19 protein-coding genes are annotated in these 16,946 nt (G+C 47.6%); 6 read left to right on the top strand and 13 right to left on the bottom strand.

The features are described 5' to 3' along the window. Positions 1–247 precede the first annotated feature (247 nt). The 9 genes from JM642_RS08880 to apbC all read right to left on the bottom strand — a co-directional run bounded on the left by JM642_RS08880 (position 248) and on the right by apbC (position 7,272). Entirely contained in the window at positions 248–1,036 is a 789-nt protein-coding gene (locus JM642_RS08880; protein WP_203433488.1) for a TatD family hydrolase, read from the bottom strand. 128 nt (positions 1,037–1,164) lie between these two features. After that, positions 1,165–1,491, bottom strand: a complete 327-nt coding sequence (locus tag JM642_RS08875; protein ID WP_037419265.1) for a PilZ domain-containing protein — start codon at positions 1,489–1,491, stop codon at positions 1,165–1,167. A 6-nt stretch (positions 1,492–1,497) separates the two neighbouring features. Further along, positions 1,498–2,454: a DNA polymerase III subunit delta' gene (gene holB / locus JM642_RS08870; protein ID WP_203433486.1), complete on the bottom strand. Its 957-nt coding sequence runs from the start codon at positions 2,452–2,454 to the stop codon at positions 1,498–1,500. Then, positions 2,448–3,077, bottom strand: coding sequence for a dTMP kinase (gene tmk / locus JM642_RS08865; protein WP_037426486.1), 630 nt, complete (start codon positions 3,075–3,077; stop codon positions 2,448–2,450). Before tmk ends, holB begins: the two co-directional genes overlap by 7 nt. After that, entirely contained in the window at positions 3,074–4,084 is a 1,011-nt protein-coding gene (gene mltG, locus JM642_RS08860; RefSeq protein WP_144346513.1) for an endolytic transglycosylase MltG, read from the bottom strand. The genes tmk and mltG overlap by 4 nt, the downstream gene beginning before the upstream one ends. Next, positions 4,081–4,890 (bottom strand): aminodeoxychorismate lyase, encoded by an 810-nt coding sequence (gene pabC, locus JM642_RS08855; RefSeq protein WP_203433484.1) that lies wholly within the window; start codon positions 4,888–4,890, stop codon positions 4,081–4,083. Before pabC ends, mltG begins: the two co-directional genes overlap by 4 nt. Positions 4,891–4,895: 5 nt before the next feature. Further along, the gene (gene dcd / locus JM642_RS08850; RefSeq protein WP_037419254.1) at positions 4,896–5,477 is read right to left on the bottom strand and encodes a dCTP deaminase; all 582 of its coding nucleotides are present in this window, start codon (positions 5,475–5,477) and stop codon (positions 4,896–4,898) included. 29 nt (positions 5,478–5,506) lie between these two features. Continuing rightward, positions 5,507–6,145: a uridine kinase gene (gene udk, locus JM642_RS08845; protein WP_011072566.1), complete on the bottom strand. Its 639-nt coding sequence runs from the start codon at positions 6,143–6,145 to the stop codon at positions 5,507–5,509. Positions 6,146–6,156: 11 nt separating this feature from the next. Further along, complete coding sequence (apbC, locus tag JM642_RS08840; protein WP_203433482.1) at positions 6,157–7,272, bottom strand: iron-sulfur cluster carrier protein ApbC; 1,116 nt, start codon at positions 7,270–7,272, stop codon at positions 6,157–6,159. 160 nt (positions 7,273–7,432) lie between these two features. Here apbC and metG point away from each other — a divergent pair, with 160 nt between their 5' ends. Together metG and JM642_RS08830 are read left to right on the top strand one after the other, a co-directional pair. Continuing rightward, entirely contained in the window at positions 7,433–9,463 is a 2,031-nt protein-coding gene (gene metG / locus JM642_RS08835; RefSeq protein WP_203433480.1) for a methionine--tRNA ligase, read from the top strand. Positions 9,464–9,661: 198 nt separating this feature from the next. Further along, positions 9,662–10,618 (top strand): AEC family transporter, encoded by a 957-nt coding sequence (locus JM642_RS08830; RefSeq protein WP_172590277.1) that lies wholly within the window; start codon positions 9,662–9,664, stop codon positions 10,616–10,618. Positions 10,619–10,695: 77 nt separating this feature from the next. Here the strand turns inward: JM642_RS08830 and JM642_RS08825 are convergent, their stop codons facing one another. Then, a complete protein-coding gene (locus JM642_RS08825) occupies positions 10,696–11,448 on the bottom strand; it encodes a Nif3-like dinuclear metal center hexameric protein (RefSeq protein ID WP_172590278.1) in 753 nt (250 codons plus the stop codon). A 52-nt stretch (positions 11,449–11,500) separates the two neighbouring features. Next, positions 11,501–11,971 (bottom strand): glycine zipper 2TM domain-containing protein, encoded by a 471-nt coding sequence (locus JM642_RS08820; RefSeq protein WP_203433478.1) that lies wholly within the window; start codon positions 11,969–11,971, stop codon positions 11,501–11,503. Between the two features lie 54 nt (positions 11,972–12,025). On the opposite strand from JM642_RS08820, the gene aat reads away from it, so the two are divergent. From aat to infA, 3 genes are all read left to right on the top strand, one after another. Further along, positions 12,026–12,736 carry a leucyl/phenylalanyl-tRNA--protein transferase gene (aat, locus tag JM642_RS08815; RefSeq protein WP_069455125.1) on the top strand — a complete coding sequence of 237 codons (711 nt, stop codon included), beginning with the start codon at positions 12,026–12,028 and terminating at the stop codon, positions 12,734–12,736. Next, positions 12,726–13,442: an arginyltransferase gene (locus JM642_RS08810; RefSeq protein ID WP_037426504.1), complete on the top strand. Its 717-nt coding sequence runs from the start codon at positions 12,726–12,728 to the stop codon at positions 13,440–13,442. Before aat ends, JM642_RS08810 begins: the two co-directional genes overlap by 11 nt. A gap of 82 nt (positions 13,443–13,524) precedes the next feature. Continuing rightward, positions 13,525–13,743, top strand: coding sequence for a translation initiation factor IF-1 (infA, locus tag JM642_RS08805; RefSeq protein ID WP_006081934.1), 219 nt, complete (start codon positions 13,525–13,527; stop codon positions 13,741–13,743). A 106-nt stretch (positions 13,744–13,849) separates the two neighbouring features. Here infA and clpA read toward each other — a convergent pair whose 3' ends face one another. Further along, complete coding sequence (gene clpA, locus JM642_RS08800) at positions 13,850–16,117, bottom strand: ATP-dependent Clp protease ATP-binding subunit ClpA (protein WP_203433476.1); 2,268 nt, start codon at positions 16,115–16,117, stop codon at positions 13,850–13,852. Positions 16,118–16,159: 42 nt separating this feature from the next. Next, on the bottom strand, positions 16,160–16,468 hold the full coding sequence (gene clpS / locus JM642_RS08795) for an ATP-dependent Clp protease adapter ClpS (protein WP_011622425.1): 309 nt from the start codon (positions 16,466–16,468) through the stop codon (positions 16,160–16,162). 193 nt (positions 16,469–16,661) lie between these two features. Here clpS and cspD point away from each other — a divergent pair, with 193 nt between their 5' ends. Continuing rightward, entirely contained in the window at positions 16,662–16,868 is a 207-nt protein-coding gene (cspD, locus tag JM642_RS08790; protein WP_011072576.1) for a cold shock domain-containing protein CspD, read from the top strand. Positions 16,869–16,946 lie beyond the last annotated feature (78 nt).

Raw genomic sequence — 16,946 nt, 5'->3', positions numbered from 1 at the left:
ATAGGTGATTTTTTAGCGAGAAATAACCTAAAAAACGGGGCAGAGAAAGTGTTACTCATACTAAACTCAACTACACTGAGTCTATTGTAAAGTGCTCTCTATGGCACTTTCGTCTGTAGCGCACGGCTCTTCAACGAGCCATTCCCCTAGGCCCAAACAGCTAGAATCGTTTTGGGCCTTTTTTTATGGGCTTGCGTTTTAACGAATATGAGCAAAATTGTGCTCACAAGAGAGGGGCAAACCTAAATCAACGCCCAATCAAGCGCGCCGCATCCTTAAATAAGTTAAAGAAGTTATCACTGGTATACTGCGCAAGATCTTCGTAACGCTCTCCGCGCAGCTCTGCCACAAACTCGGCCACATCACGCACATAGGCGGGTTGATTTTCCTGTCCACGGTGTGGAATAGGCGCAAGATAAGGCGAATCGGTTTCGACCAATAAACGCTCTTTCGGCACTTTGCGGATCACCGTTCTTAACTCACCGGCATTTTTAAAGGTCACAATGCCTGAAACGGAAATATAAAAACCTAAGTCAATCGCCGCCTTGGCCATTTCCCAGTTTTCGGTAAAGCAATGCAACACGCCACCGACGTTGTCCGCCTGCCCCGCTTTAAGCATGTTGATGGTGTCTTCACGGGCATCACGGGTATGCACAATCAGCGGCTTATCAACTTCAACCGCCAAGGCAATTTGTTGCTCAAAACATTGCTGTTGCAGGGCTTTAGTTTCATCGGCATAAAAATAATCTAACCCAGTTTCACCAATGGCCACCACTTTGGGGTCCATTGCAAAACGGCGAATTTGCTCCACATCGAGGCCGTCTTTCACATCCAGCGGATGCACGCCCGAAGATAAAAACACCTGCTCGAAACCTGCAACCTTGTCGCGCATCGACTCAAATCCCTGCTGGCGCACATTGACACAGAGCATATAGTCGACACCGCGCGCCTTAGCGTTAGCGAGAATGAGTTCTAAGGTTTGTTGATCGGGAGCCGCTTTCAGGCGATCGAGATGGCAATGTGAATCGATAAGCACAGCAATGTCCAAGCAGATAAACAAAAAGGAGCACAAGGATACTCAGCGATGGGATCGAGGTCAAATTTCGCTAAGGCTTCACTCAGCACTTAATACTCAGTGTCGACCCTAGCCGACCACTCTATGCATTACATCGTGCAGGTTAAGTCACCAGAGGCGAGTTCACGCGATAATAGTTTTTCAATATGGTGTTTATGGCTGTCGGGCTCTGAGACTATCTTGATACCAATCCCAGCAGGACGTCCACCCGATGCTCCCAAAGGATTGATCCACACAACGACGCCACGAAATTCGTTTGAGGTGGTCGCGCCAGGTAAACGATAGGCGATGGTTAAGGTCTCACCGAGGTAATGGGTTTCCCCGGTGGCGACAAACAGCCCTGCCGGTTTGATAAACGGCATATAGGCGCGGTAAAGCTGATGTAAGGTATCAAAATTGACGACAAGATCGACCATGGCATGTTACTTATTTGTTATTTCTTTATATTCTAAGACATAACTTTGACACAAGCCTAAATAATTGACACTCGGCATTGCACTTAAGCTATGACACATTCCCATGATTTTCGCCGCCAAGTTCCCTATTTGCGCTTGCACAAACGCATCTTGGTCGCCGTACTTCAATAAAACTTGTCTCAGGAGTAAGTATAAAACCTTAAGAGCATCAATGATTTGTTGTTCACTTATCGTTAACAAACTAGCACACAGATGGCCCGACGACAAACTTTGCGCCCAATCTTTGCGAAACCCTAACAAGGTTTGATAACGACTGGGTTGCGTACCGTCGGATAGCAAACTTTCGGCCAACTTTAATGGGCCGCCGACCACACTCAAGCACCAAGTCACATCCTCTTGGATCTGACATTGCTGAATTAACCAGTTTTTGATCAACATTTTAGACGGCGTCACAAAGGGAAGCCGCTGACAACGACTACTGATCGTAGCCATTAAACGTGCGGGCGTATCGGAATGTAATAGTAGTAAGGTGTCTTTACCCGGCTCTTCGAGCGTCTTGAGTAGCGCATTGGCAGAGGCTGAGTTTAAACGCTCGCTATTGTGGATAATGGCTACACGGCGGCCACTTTGCTGGGCAGTCGCACTTAAGCGGCTACAAAGCTCACGAATTTGATCGACTTTGATTTGATGGCCATCGGCCTCGATTTGATAAAAATCAGGATGATTACCCGCATCAAATAACTGGCAGGACTTACAAAAACCGCACCCGCCCGCGGGAGTGGGTTGTGAACACATGGCGGCACGCGCCATAAACACACTCAAAAGTTCACCGCCATAGGCAGAATCGATACCCACTAGCTGCGCGTGGGGGACTTTTTGAGTTTGCAACTGGGTTAAAAACGCCTGTCTTGGCGCATCGAGCCAAGGCAGGGTTAATACATCAAAACCGCTTTGCACTACCATGCCATCGCCTGTAACACGGCCAGAATATCTTTATGCACTTCGGCCATGGTTTGGCTGGCATCGATCACGACAATCCGCTCATCTTCGCTGGCAAGCTTGAGGTAAGTTGCGCGCGCCCGTTCAAAAAAGTCGATGGCTTGCTGCTCAATTCTATCAAGTTCGCCCCGCTTTGCTGCACGTTGCAGCCCAAGCTTAGGGTCAAGGTCAAGATAGAGGGTTAAATCGGGTTTAAACCCTTTGAGCGTTGCGTTACTTACGGCTTCGACTAAAGGCATTAAGCCACGTCCACCGCCTTGGTACGCTAAAGATGACAGATTGTGCCGATCCCCTAACACCCATTTGCCTTCAGCCAGCGCGGGTTTGATCACATTGGCGACGAGCTGGGCTCTGGCGGCATAGATCAATAAACATTCAGACTCATCACATAAAGGATCGTTTGGGTCGGCAATTTTCACTAAATCACGAATGCGCTCGGCCAGCGGCGTGCCGCCTGGCTCGCGGGTGCAAACCGGCGCGAGCCCGGTGTGCTTTTCAATAAAATCGCGAATAAGGGCAATCGCACTCGATTTACCGGCGCCTTCCAGTCCTTCAACAACGATGAATTTGGCGGATGCTTGGGTCATTTTTTCTTTCTCTGATAAATATCGACGGCGCGGTTATGTTCTTCCAAAGTGGTCGAAAATACATGGGTACCATCGTTACGCGACACAAAATACAAATAACTGACCTTGGCGGGTTTCGACACTGCCTGTAATGAGGCCTTGCTCGGTGCCGCAATCGGTGTTGGCGGTAAGCCGAAAATCCGATAGGTATTAAACGGTGTCTCTTCGACTAAATCTTTACGGGTGATATTGCCTTTAAATCTGTCTCCCATGCCATAAATCACCGTGGGATCGGTTTGCAGCTTCATGCCTAGATTCAGTCGATTAATAAAGACGCCGGCGATTTGATCGCGCTCAAAGGCTTGACCAGTTTCTTTTTCGACAATCGATGCCAAGATCAGCATTTGGTAAGGTGATTTAAGTGGTAAATCGGGCACACGCTCTGCCCAGGCTTTAGCGAGTTCTTGCTCCATCATTTTATAACTTTGGGTCAGCAGTACCTTGGCATCACTGTCAGCGGTGTAATGGTAAGTATCGGGGAAGAATTTACCTTCGGGCAATGCCGAATCGTCCCCCTGCTCCATTAATACCGCACTAAAAACCTCTGGGGTCAGTTGTAAATGGGGCGCACTTGCCAGTTGTTGTTCCCACTCGGCAATGGTTTTGCCTTCGACTAAGGTCAGGCTAAAGGTTTTCACCTTGCCATTGACTAAGTCGTTAAGTAAGTCGGCAAGCGTCTGCGAGGGTGACATTTCGTACAGACCAGTGCGGATCTTCGCCAGCTCTGGGTGCAATCTCAGTAACCATTTGAGTTTCCATTTGTCTTGGATAACGCCATCGGTTTCTAACTGCTGCGCCAACTGGTGCACACTCGTACCACGGGCAATGGTTAATTCTTTGGCTTCGGTTAACGCTAATGGCGTTTGGCTGTAATCAATAATCGTACGGTAACCCCAATAACCCGCCAAGCAAGCTAAGGTCAGCAAGGCCAATAAGGTAGAACTTGCGATCAGAATGAGTTTTTTCATAGTGAGAGTGAAAGTGTGTGTCTAAGATCGGCAGTCAAAGGAGAAGGCTTGAAACTGTGCGAATCGATCGCCAGTACATCCACCACGCCTAAGATGCTGTTAGTGATAAATGCCGAGTCAAACTCCACTAAACGCTCGGCGCCAAAGGGCAAACAATCAATATTCATCTGCTGTGCTAGTAAGGCTAACATCACTTGCTCGCGCATGACACCCGCAACGCCGCAGCGTGCCAAAGATGGGGTAATCACTCGATGGCCTTTAACAAAAAAGATATTCGCCATCGAAGATTCTATCACCTGCCCAGTACAATCCAGCACTAACCAATCATCAAAACCCTGTGATAAGGGCTGGGATTTGATTAACACTTGCTCGAGGCGATTAAGGTGTTTTATCCCCGCCAATAAGGGTTGATGACCTAATTGGACTGCGGAGGTTTTAAGACGAATACCCTGTTGTTGCCACGCAGCATAATGGTCAGGAATGGGATGAACAGAAACGATCTCCGTAACGTTTACCTGCTCAGGCGGGGCATAGCCTCTGCCTCCAACACCGCGTGTGATCATCAATTTAATACAGTGATGCGGGTACTGTGCAGCAAGTGTATTGAGCTGCTCGGCAAGGGCTGAACTCATTTGCCAGTCAAACCCAAGTCTTGCAGCGCCAGCCGTAAGACGGGCTTGATGCTGCTCAAAAAACAAAATACCACACTCGCTACTTCGCATCGTAGCAAAGAGGCCATCACCATAGGCAAGTCCCCTGTCCATAGGAGCAATGCTTGCCTGTGAAACCCCATTAACCCAAATCAAGGGTATTAGTCCTGACTGATACGGCTAGCAACCGCATCCTGTTGATCTTTATACTTGGCATTTTTGCGCTTGTTATACGGACGCGCCACTGGGCCACTTAAACGTTCAAAGTTTAACGCACCAATGGTCATCCGTGGGCGCAGCGCTAAAGGCAACTTACCGCTGTTGTAAAACTCGAGCACGATTTTACCCTGCCAACCCGGATCAATTCGGTGCGCAGTGACGTGCACCATCAGGCCTAAACGCGCCAGTGAAGAGCGGCCATCGAGCCAACCGACGATATCGGCAGGCAGCGTCACGCTTTCATAGGTCACGGCGAGCGCCAATTCACCGGGATGCAGGAAGAAGGCTTCGCCGTCTGGGATTTCGATGATTTCACTCATCACCCGATCGAGCGCCGCCTGCACTTCAATACTCGGACCACTGAGGTCGATAAAAGGCGCAGTATGATCCTTAAAGACGCGAAATTGCCCACCTAAGCGCACATCCACACTGACGCCAGAAATCGCATCTATGCTTGGGCGAGGTTCTATAACGATAGTGCCGTTATCAAGGGCCTGTTCAATTTCGATATCGGTTAAGCGCATCTTGCCTTTTACTCCCTGAGTTTTAGTCGTTATTTTGCCAGTAAATGTTGAATACGAGTCTTCAAAATATCGGTCGCGATACGGTTTTTACCGCCGCGAGGCACGATAATATCAGCGTATTGTTTAGAAGGTTCAATAAATTGCAGGAACATAGGACGCACTGTCTTCTTGTACTGTGAAATCACCGATTCCATTGTACGGCCACGCTCGGCTACGTCGCGGGTTAAACGGCGCAAGAAACAAATATCCAACGGCGTATCCATAAACACGCTGGCATCCATCAATTCACGCAATTTAGGGTCTGTTAACAGCAGGATGCCTTCTAAAATGATCACTTTTTTCGGCGTCATTTTTACAGTTTCGGCCATACGCGTATGTTCGGTATAGCTATAGCAAGGAATATCAACAGCTTCGCCAGACTTTAGCAACTGCAAGTGCGTGCATAGCAGCTGATGGTCTAACGCCTTGGGATGGTCGTAGTTAGTTAACACACGCTCATCCATGGATAAATGACTCTGATCGCGGTAGTACGCGTCTTCGTTAATTACCCCAATCTGATCTGTGCCTAAATCGCGGCGAAGTTCGTCAAAAATCGTCTTGGCAATTAAACTCTTGCCCGATGCTGACGCGCCAGCAATTGCAATAATGACACACTGCTGAGAATTCATACCCTTAAACCTTACTCGTCATCTGATACGCTAATAGAAACTGTTTTCTGGCTCTGTTTGAGAGCCAATTCGGCGCCCACTTTACGGGCAATTTCCCGATAAAGTGCCGCCACTTCACTGTCAGGCTCGGCCACAACCGTCGGCGCACCCACATCCATGGCTTCACGGATATTGATGTGCAGTGGTAAGGCGCCTAACAGTGGAACTTGATAACGCTCGGCCATTTTACTGCCACCGTGCGTACCAAAGGGGTGTTCTTTATGGCCACACTCTGGACATAAATGGAAACTCATATTCTCAACAATGCCGAGGACCGGAATGTTCACCTTCTGGAACATGGTGATGCCTTTCTTGGCATCGGCGAGAGCGATGTCCTGCGGCGTTGTCACAATCACCGCGCCACTTACTGGCACTTTTTGCGACAGGGTTAATTGAATATCACCCGTGCCCGGTGGCATATCGACGACTAAATAGTCTAGCTCTGGCCACTGGGTTTCATTGAGCAGCTGCGCAAGCGCGCCCGCCGCCATAGGACCACGCCATACTGCGGCTTCATCACCACTTAACATAAACCCAATCGATTGGGCGGCAATGCCATGGGCACTGGCGGCGCTCATGTGTTTACCATCGAGGGATACGGGCCTGAAGTTTGGGATCCCAAGCATTAATGGGACGGAAGGACCATAAATATCGGCATCTAAAATACCAACCTGTGCGCCCTCAGCGGCCAGTGCTAAAGCAAGGTTGACCGCCGTGGTTGATTTACCTACACCGCCTTTGCCGGACGCGACAGCAATCACTTGCTTCACATTGGCAATCGGTGCGATAGAAGCAATCGCCGAATACACCCTAGGTTGAAAATCGATTTCACACTCAACCTCATCGATGGCATCCAGCACCGCAAGTTTGTTGGTCAGCGCCATCACGGTATCGCGGTATTGAGTCATACAAGGGTATGGATAGACTAAGCCAAGCTGCAAACGCTTGCCTTCAATCGCCAATTTATTAACGCATCCTGCGCTCACTAAACCCTTCGCTAAATACGGGTCGATATATGCATCGAGAATGGCCAGAACTGGCCCGAGAAGATCGTCACTTAAACGATAATCAGTTTGAGTTGAAGACAAAAGAATTACCCCCACCAATAAATTTGCCCAAGTGTACCAGATAATGACAAAAACATTAGCGCAGATTTAACCCAATCGACTCAGGTTTTGATGAAAATCATCCTGTAATCGGTTAGTATCTCTACCATTATTTTTGGCCCACCACGATATTTGAGACAAGATGGCAACTTCACAACGTAAAATTCTCGTGACCAGCGCACTTCCCTACGCGAACGGACCGATTCATTTAGGTCACATGCTGGAATACATCCAGACGGATATCTGGTCGCGTTATCAAAAACTTCGTGGACATGAGTGCCACTATATTTGTGCCGATGATGCCCACGGCACACCGATTATGCTCAAGGCGCAGCAATTAGGTATGGCGCCTGAAGAAATGATTGCTCAAGTCAACAAAGAGCATCAGCAGGATTTCGCCGATTTTAATATCGCCTTCGATAATTATCACAGCACCCACAGTGACGAAAACCGCGTGCTGGCGAGCGATATTTACTTAAAACTGCGCGCTAATGGCTATATCAAAAGCAAGAGCATTTCTCAGCTATTTGACCCTGAGAAGTCGATGTTCCTGCCCGATCGCTTCGTAAAAGGCACCTGCCCTAAGTGTAAATCGCCCGATCAATACGGCGACAACTGTGATGCCTGCGGCGCAACTTACAGCCCGACTGAGCTTATCAATCCAAAATCAGCGGTATCGGGTGCCACGCCAGTGATGAAGGACACTGAGCACTTCTTCTTCGACTTACCTGCCTTCGAAGACATGCTTAAAGAGTGGACGCGTTCGGGTGCACTGCAAACCGAAATGGCCAACAAACTCGACGAATGGTTCGAACAGGGTCTGCAGCAATGGGATATCACCCGCGATGCACCTTACTTTGGTTTTGAGATCCCAGATGCACCGGGCAAATACTTCTACGTTTGGTTAGATGCGCCTATCGGCTACATGGGCTCATTCAAAAATCTGTGTGACAAACGCCCAGAGCTAAGCTTTGACGAATTTTGGGCCAAGGATTCTAAAGCCGAGGTTTACCATTTTATCGGTAAAGACATCGTTTATTTCCACAGTCTGTTCTGGCCTGCGATGCTTCATGGATCGGGTTACCGCCAGCCAAACAGCGTCTATGCCCACGGTTATGTGACGGTCAACGGCGCTAAGATGTCTAAATCTAAGGGCACCTTTATTAAGGCTCGCACTTACTTAGATCACTTAGATCCTGAATACTTACGTTACTACTATGCGGCCAAACTCAGTAGCCGTATCGACGATTTAGACCTCAATCTTGAAGACTTCGCCCAGCGCGTAAACTCAGATCTGGTCGGTAAGCTGGTTAACCTAGCTTCACGCACCGCAGGTTTTATCACTAAGCGGTTCGATGGCAAACTCGCGAAAATTACTGATACCACGCTAACCGAGGTATTTTTAGCCAAGCAAGAACAAATCGCCGAGTTCTATGAAACCCGCGAATACGGTAAAGCGATGCGTGAAATCATGGCACTAGCAGACATCGCCAACGGTTTTGTCGCCGATGCTGCGCCTTGGCAAATGGTGAAACATGACGACCAACAGGAAGCCGCGCACCAAGTGTGTTCAAACGCACTGAACCTGTTCCGCATTTTGGTGACGTACTTAAAACCTGTATTGCCACGTTTAGCGCAGGACGTTGAAGCCTTCTTCCAACAGACGTTAACGTGGGATGGTTTAGGCCAAGACATGGCTGGCCATGAAATTGCGCCATTTAAAGCCATGATGCAACGTGTTGAGTTAGACAAAGTTGAAGCTATGGTTGCCGACTCTAAGGAAAACTTGCAAGCCACGAGCGAGCCAGAAGCACCAAAAGGGCCATTAGCAACCGATCCCATTAGCGATACCATCAACTATGACGATTTCGCTAAAATCGATCTGCGTATTGCACGTATCGTTAAAGCTGAGCATGTTGCCGAAGCCGACAAACTGTTAAAACTGCAATTAGATATCGGTGGTGAAACCCGTCAGGTATTTGCGGGCATTAAATCAGCCTACTCGCCTGAAGATCTCGAAGGCAAGCTGACGGTGATGGTTGCCAATCTTGTACCGCGTAAAATGCGTTTTGGCATGTCAGAAGGCATGGTACTGGCAGCAGGCCCTGGTGGTAGTGATTTGTGGATTTTAGAACCCCATGAAGGCGCACAACCTGGCATGCGGGTGAAGTAATCGGCACTACGCACCAGTTAAGTTACAGGTAAATATAAATAAGGCCGCATTAAATGCGGCCTTATTTATTAAACACACATCCCTTTACGCTTTATCTGGGAGCGTAAGCTGAGGTGGCCTCGACAAGTGACTGACAGTGCGACACTATCGCGGCTATGGCTAAGCAATAACACACGGTGAAATCATCAAGGAGACCTTATGGGCAGTATCATTGAGCAGTTGTTGTTTTCTGCCTCGATAACCGGACCTATCTGTTTAATGTTAGCCCTGGGCGTGATGCTTAAACGCACTCATGTGATTGACGAGCACTTTATTGATGTCGCCTCTAAGCTGGTTTTTAATGTCACCCTGCCAGCGTTGTTGTTTTTAAGCATTATTAGCTCCCACCATGATCTTGCCGCCAGTGCGCCACTAATAGGTTATGGCTTACTCGCCAACTTGCTGTTTTTTATCCTGTCTATCTACGCAACCAAACGACAGTTCCCTGAGCCGAAAGACCAAGGCGTTATTATTCAAGGGGGATTTAGGGCTAATACCGCCATTATTGGCTTAGCCTATGTCTCTAATGCCTATGGCGAATCGGGCGTTGCCTTAGCCGCAGTATATGTGGCCGCCATGACGCTGCTCTACAATATTCAAGCCGTGATTTGCTTAAGTTCTAAGGGTGAGGAATCAAGCCACCGCGCTTTTGCGGTGATCATTAAAACCATCACCAAAAACCCGCTGATCATTGCCATTATCCTTGGCATGTTGTTTTACCTGCTAGCAATACCTGTACCGAAAATGGTCCTTGATGCGGGACAATACTTCGCCAATATGACGCTCCCATTAGCACTGCTGTGCACTGGCGGTTCACTCAATATTGGATCGCTTAAGCATGAAAAGTATGCCACTTGGTTCTCAACCGCCTTAAAACTTATCTTTGCTCCACTGTTTATCACCTTAGGCGCCTTGATACTTGGCTATCGTGGGGTCGAACTCGCCTTAGTCTTTTTAATGAGCGCAGCGCCTACAGCGGCTGCCAGTTACGTGATGGCGCGGACCATGGGAGGAAACGCCACGCTTGCGGCCAATATTATCGCCTTAACTACCGTTTGCTCGCTGCTTACCTGCACCTTAGGCATTTTTATCCTGTCGACCCTAGGGCTTATTTAAACTTAGGGCTGATTTACATAAGACAAAGGCGAGCATGGCTCGCCTTTCATTTACGGGATGTCGATAAAGCAACGTTGTTAAACAGGGTTAGCGATATCCACAAAATGGTGTACTAAATTAAATTCGCGAGCCAGATGACGCCCCAGCGCCTCAATACCAAAACGCTCAGTGGCATGGTGACCAGCAGCATAGTAATGTATCCCCTGCTCCACTGCGCTGTGGAAGGTACGCTCTGACACCTCACCGCTAATAAACGCATCCACACCAAGGCTTGCTGCAACATCGATATAATCCTGCGCACCGCCAGTACACCAAGCTAAGTATTGAATTTCATCCGAACTTTCACCAATATGCAATGGTTCTCTGCCAAGCACCTCAGCTAACATCGTACCAAATTCGCTGGCACTCATCGGCAAATCAAGCTTCCCACGCCACACTAATCCCTGCGCTACATCTTCTATTGCTTCGGCATCTAAGATCCCCAGTTTACGGCCCAAGGTCGCATTGTTGCCTAACATTGGGTGGGCATCTAAAGGTAAGTGATAGCCAAAAAGATTGATATCGTGGGCGAGCAGCGCTTTGATACGGCGCTGCTTCATGCCAGTTATTACTTCAGGCTCATTCTTCCAAAAAAAACCATGATGCACCAAAATAGCATCGGCTTTCAGGCGAATAGCCTCATCAATTAACGCTTGGCAGGCGGTGACCCCTGTCACTATGGTGCGGATCTCAGCCTTGCCTTCAACCTGCAACCCATTGGGGGCGTAATCTTTAAAGGCCGACACTCGCAAAAAGTCGGCTAAATATTGGGTTAGTTCTGTCCGTGTCATTCCATCACCGTTTAACGTCTTACTTTGTTGATTTTTTGGCAGTTAGGTTTGATTACATCGCTAAATCAATGCGCACACCACCTTGCAAGTACACTACCCGTACCCTATCTCCCGCATTAAATATCATGCCGGGATCATAATCTTGGATCACCATGACTTGACTGCCATCTTCCTGCGTGATCATCAGCTCCACCAGCTTGAGTGTTTGCACCGTCGTACCACTACCGTAACGATTGCCAACACCCGCGCCAATTAAGGCACCTAATACTGTCGCAATATCTTGGCCTGAGCCCCCACCGAACTGATGGCCGATAACACCACCAGCCAAGGCACCACCAAAAGTTTTCCAACCTTGGTTTCGGTCTTCAATTAATTGGGTTTCGGTGATATTACGTACTGAGTTGATATCGCCATAGAGAACTTTTTCGACCGGCACCGCCTGATTACGATCGTAACCTGCTTGCACCGGAGAAATCACTAAAGCACAAATAAACATAAAGCTCGCTAGTGTAGGTTTCCACATATCCGAATTTCCGCTAACTTAGTATAAGGGTCTATTACTGAATCATACGCAATTGTGAACTCACTGTCTTTTCTGAATCACGAATTTGAAGCTTTTCCTTCACCCGAACTCGCCCTAACCGATCCAAACGGCTTATTGGCGATAGGCGGTGACCTACGCCCAGAGCGTTTGTTAACCGCCTATTATCATGGCATTTTCCCTTGGTTTAACGCCGAGGATCCTATTTTATGGTGGTCACCTGATCCCCGCGCCATTTTTATTCCAGGCCAAGTGAATATCAGCACCAGTTTACGTAAATATTTAAAAAAACAGCCTTGGCGCTATACCATCAATCATGCCTTTACCGATGTGATGGCGGGTTGTGCTCAACCTCGGCGTAAACAAGCTGGCACTTGGATAACCCATGAAATTCAAATGGCCTACCGTGAGCTACACCATAATGGCCATGCCCACTCAATCGAAGTTTGGCACGGCGAACGATTAATCGGTGGGCTTTATGGTCTCGCCATCGGCCAAGTGTTTTGTGGCGAATCCATGTTCCACCGCGAAACCAATGCGTCAAAGGCGGCCATGGCGGTGTTGCAACAACATTTAATCAAAATGAATTTTAAACTTATCGATGCACAGGTAATGAATCCCCACCTTGAGAGCTTAGGGGCAAAACCCGTTAAACGTGCGAACTTTATACAACTCTTAACCCAGTTTAGGGATAACACGGTCAATCCTGCAGCTTGGATACCAAGTGAGGTCACACTTGAACTCTAACGCGAGTAACACCCCAATCGCCATTGGGATCAGCCAAATTTTCCCCTGTAGTTACCTCGATGGTCAGCAGGAGCAACTGTTAGTCATTCAGGAGGAAACCCTCGACCCAATACTATTTGAGCGGCTACTCGCCATAGGTTTTCGCCGCAGTGGCAGCGCCATTTATAAACCCCGTTGCCCCCGTTGCAGTGCCTGTCAGCCGATTCGGTTACCAATTAAAGAATTTACACCGTCTAAACGGCAAAAGCGCACCCTAGCCCATAACCGTGATTTAACTTGGCGCATCACCTCAGAACATACCGAGGCTCAATATGCCCTGTATGAAAAATACATCCGTGAGCGCCACTTCGATGGCCCAATGTTTCCGCCGAGCAAAACCCAATATGAACAATTTTTATTCTGTCATTGGCTGCCCCCCACGTTTATTGAAGTCTATGATGGCAATAGACTTGTGGCTGTAGCAGTGACAGACACTCTGCCCAATAGTTTGTCAGCCATTTACAGCTACTTTGACCCCGATGAAGAACGCCGCTCCCTTGGCGTATTGTTGATCTTACTCCAGTGCAGATTGGCTAAAATGCAGGGTAAAGATTTTCTTTATCTGGGATATCAAATTGATGCAAATCGGAAAATGTCCTACAAACGCTTATACCGCCCTTATCAGATTTTAACCCCCCAAGGCTGGGAGTATTCCCAAGTTTGCTAGGCACATCCCCTTTACAGCAAGGTGAATTTGCGGCATGATACGCCCGTTTTTTATATTCGAAGGCTAATGGGATAAATAATTAATGGCGAAAGAAGATAACATTGAAATGCAAGGCACTATCCTTGAAACCTTGCCAAACACAATGTTTCGCGTAGAGCTTGAAAATGGTCATGTGGTGATAGCCCACATTTCAGGCAAAATGCGCAAAAACTACATCCGGATCCTGACTGGTGACAAAGTAACAGTTCAGTTGACCCCTTATGATCTGACCAAAGGTCGTATTGTCTTCCGCGCACGCTAATATTCCCCTTTAGTTGAAAAACCCGGCGAGGCCGGGTTTTTTTGTTGGCGTAAGATTAGAAAAATGGCTGCAATTGCAGCCATTTTTATTGGGTTTTCGCGAGAGATTAAGCCTTAGTGGTACTTTTCTCGTGGCGTTCGGTGTGGATCACGATTTCACCGTCTTTGGCATCAACATGAGCAATACCGCCATGTTCCAGTTCACCGAAGAGAATAGCATCCGCTAATGGACGTTTAATAAGCTCTGTCACCACGCGGGCCATTGGCCGTGCGCCCATGCTCTTATCATAGCCTTTCTCGGCGAGTAGGGTTCTGGCCTCATCACTGACTTCAAGTAACACATGTTTCGCATCAAGTTGTGCTTGTAATTCCACCAAAAATTTATCAACCACCTTGGCTATGATAGTCATATCTAAATGGTTGAACCAAATGATGGAATCTAAGCGGTTGCGAAACTCTGGCGAGAATACCCGATTGATTTCCGATAAGGCATCTTGGGTATGATCCTGCTGAGTAAAGCCAATAGACTTACGGATCGTTTCCTGAACACCTGCGTTTGTCGTCATCACTAAGGTGACATGCCTAAAATCCGCCTTGCGACCGTTGTTATCGGTTAAGGTGCCATGATCCATCACCTGCAGTAACAGGTTGTAGACATCGGGGTGAGCCTTTTCGATTTCATCGAGCAACACCACGCAATGGGGATTTTTAATTACAGCATCGGTGAGTAAACCACCTTGGTCGTATCCTACGTATCCAGGAGGAGCCCCAATCAAACGAGAAACCGTATGGCTTTCCATGTACTCAGACATATCGAAACGCACCAGCTTCATTCCTAGGCAACTAGCTAACTGATTGGTCACTTCTGTCTTACCTACCCCAGTTGGGCCTGCAAACAAAAAGCTACCAACAGGTTTTTTATCTGTACCTAAACCACTGCGCGATAATCGAATCGCCGAGCTTAAGGATTCAATCGCCTTGTCTTGACCAAAGACCACCATCTTCAGATTGCGCTCAAGGTTACGCAGTAAATCTTTGTCGCTGGCGGAGACTGATTTTTCAGGGATCCGAGCAATCTTCGCCACAATGGTTTCAATCTCGGCCTGACCGATGGTTTTCTTACGTTTGCTCTGTGGCAACATAGCCATGCGCGCACCCGCCTCATCGATCACATCGATGGCTTTATCGGGTAAATGCCGGTCATTAATGTGTTTTGCCGACAGCTCTGCCGCGCTGTTAATCGCCGCTTGGGTGTAACGCACGCCGTGATATTCTTCGTATTTAGACTTTAAACCCATCAGAATTTTAGTGGTTTCAGCCACTGAAGGTTCATTAATATCGACCTTTTGGAAACGGCGCGCCAGTGCACGATCTTTCTCAAAAATACTCTGATATTCTTGGAACGTGGTTGAGCCCATGCAACGCAAATTACCGCTCGATAATAACGGCTTTAGCAGGTTAGAGGCATCCATCACCCCACCCGATGCGGCGCCTGCACCAATAATGGTATGAATTTCATCGATAAATAAAATGGCGTGTTTATCGGCGCTGAGTTCCTTAAGCAGACTCTTGAAACGTTTTTCAAAATCGCCACGGTATTTGGTGCCTGCAAGCAAGGAGCCTAAGTCGAGGGAGTACACAGTCGCCTGCGCCATCACCTCTGGCACTTGATTATTGACGATTCGATAAGCCAAACCTTCAGCAATCGCAGTTTTACCCACGCCCGCTTCACCCACCAACAATGGATTATTTTTACGGCGACGACATAAAGTTTGGATGGCGCGTTCGATTTCTTGATCACGACCAATCAGCGGATCTATCACCCCTTGTTTTGCAAGTTGGTTTAAATTGCTTGCAAACTGCGACAACATGCTACGTTCTTCGTTCGCTTCGCTTTGATCTTCGATGCGTTCTTGATCTTGATGAGCGTCGCTGTCCTCATTTTTTGAAAAACCATGGGAAATATAATTCACCACATCTAAACGGCTGATGTCGCTGCGACGCAGCAGATAAACAGCTTGGGATTCCTGCTCACTAAAAATGGCCACCAGCACATTAGCACCAGTGACTTCATTGCGGCCCGAGGACTGCACATGGAAAACGGCGCGTTGCAGTACCCGCTGAAACCCGAGCGTTGGTTGGGTTTCTTTATCATCATCCATATCCGCAATGATTGGGGTGGTTTGTTGGATAAAGCTTGCTACTTCATCTCTCAGTTTATCTAAATTCGCTCCACAGGCGATTAGCGCTTCTTGAGCCGCAGGATTGTCTATCAGAGCCAATAACAGATGTTCAACCGTCATATACTCGTGACGTGCCTCTCTGGCTTGCTGAAACGCCAGATTTAAGGTGACTTCCAGATCTTTGTTCAGCATAAGCACCCCCAAAATTAACAACTGACAACAGAGTAAGCGCGGTTAAGCCTTCTCTAACGAACACAGTAACGGATGTTGGTTTTGTCTTGCAAATTGATTTACTTGTATCACCTTAGTTTCTGCAATGCCGTAGGGGAAAATCCCGCAGATACCCTTTCCCTGGTGATGAATAGTCAACATGATATCTGTGGCTTCCTGCTCATTCTTGCGAAAGAAGATTTGCAGCACTTCAATCACAAAATCCATTGGCGTGTAATCGTCATTATTAAGGATCACCTTATACATAGAAGGTGGCATTAACTCAGATTCAACACGTTCTTCAACGTGCTCTATGTTTCCTGTCTTACCCATTTTTTAATACTAGCCTCTCGTGTTGTCCTCTTCCAATTGCTATCTTCAAATTAATCAGTTGTTACCTCTTTGTTAATTTTAGCTTGACTTCCGCTTTTACTCCTTACATTCTGTAGCTCAGACGGTGAAACAATCCCGTCTATACAGGTTTTACTATCTTACTGGTAAGTAGACAACAGAAGGAAGTGGAAGTATGGCAAGCGGAACTGTTAAATGGTTCAACAACGCCAAAGGATTCGGGTTTATTTGCCCTGATCAAGGTGGCGAGGACGTTTTTGCACACTATTCTACCATTGAAATGGAAGGCTATAGAACTCTAAAAGCAGGCCAACCGGTTCAATTTGAAGTAGAACAAGGTCCAAAAGGAATGCACGCTTCAGCCATTTCACCAACAAAATAATGTATGGTGAGGCCAATGATCTAAAAGGCAGGGATTAATCCCTGCCTTTTTATTTTGAGTAGAATAACTACACGTCAT

Source organism: Shewanella sp. LZH-2 (assembly GCF_016859145.1).
GTDB lineage: Bacteria > Pseudomonadota > Gammaproteobacteria > Enterobacterales > Shewanellaceae > Shewanella > Shewanella xiamenensis.
This window is presented reverse-complemented; position numbering and strand designations above follow the sequence as displayed.

Bases quoted from the DNA above. Each gene is read 5' to 3' on its own strand.
- dcd (WP_037419254.1), bottom strand. From the start codon at position 5,477: ATGCGCTTAACCGATATCGAAATTGAACAGGCCCTTGATAACGGCACT.
- JM642_RS08875 (WP_037419265.1), bottom strand. From the start codon at position 1,491: ATGGTCGATCTTGTCGTCAATTTTGATACCTTACATCAGCTTTACCGC.
- tmk (WP_037426486.1), bottom strand. From the start codon at position 3,077: ATGACCCAAGCATCCGCCAAATTCATCGTTGTTGAAGGACTGGAAGGC.
- holB (WP_203433486.1), bottom strand. From the start codon at position 2,454: ATGGTAGTGCAAAGCGGTTTTGATGTATTAACCCTGCCTTGGCTCGAT.
- udk (WP_011072566.1), bottom strand. From the start codon at position 6,145: ATGAATTCTCAGCAGTGTGTCATTATTGCAATTGCTGGCGCGTCAGCA.
- metG (WP_203433480.1), top strand. From the start codon at position 7,433: ATGGCAACTTCACAACGTAAAATTCTCGTGACCAGCGCACTTCCCTAC.
- clpS (WP_011622425.1), bottom strand. From the start codon at position 16,468: ATGGGTAAGACAGGAAACATAGAGCACGTTGAAGAACGTGTTGAATCT.
- JM642_RS08820 (WP_203433478.1), bottom strand. From the start codon at position 11,971: ATGTGGAAACCTACACTAGCGAGCTTTATGTTTATTTGTGCTTTAGTG.
- clpA (WP_203433476.1), bottom strand. From the start codon at position 16,117: ATGCTGAACAAAGATCTGGAAGTCACCTTAAATCTGGCGTTTCAGCAA.
- JM642_RS08825 (WP_172590278.1), bottom strand. From the start codon at position 11,448: ATGACACGGACAGAACTAACCCAATATTTAGCCGACTTTTTGCGAGTG.
- infA (WP_006081934.1), top strand. From the start codon at position 13,525: ATGGCGAAAGAAGATAACATTGAAATGCAAGGCACTATCCTTGAAACC.
- JM642_RS08830 (WP_172590277.1), top strand. From the start codon at position 9,662: ATGGGCAGTATCATTGAGCAGTTGTTGTTTTCTGCCTCGATAACCGGA.
- cspD (WP_011072576.1), top strand. From the start codon at position 16,662: ATGGCAAGCGGAACTGTTAAATGGTTCAACAACGCCAAAGGATTCGGG.
- mltG (WP_144346513.1), bottom strand. From the start codon at position 4,084: ATGAAAAAACTCATTCTGATCGCAAGTTCTACCTTATTGGCCTTGCTG.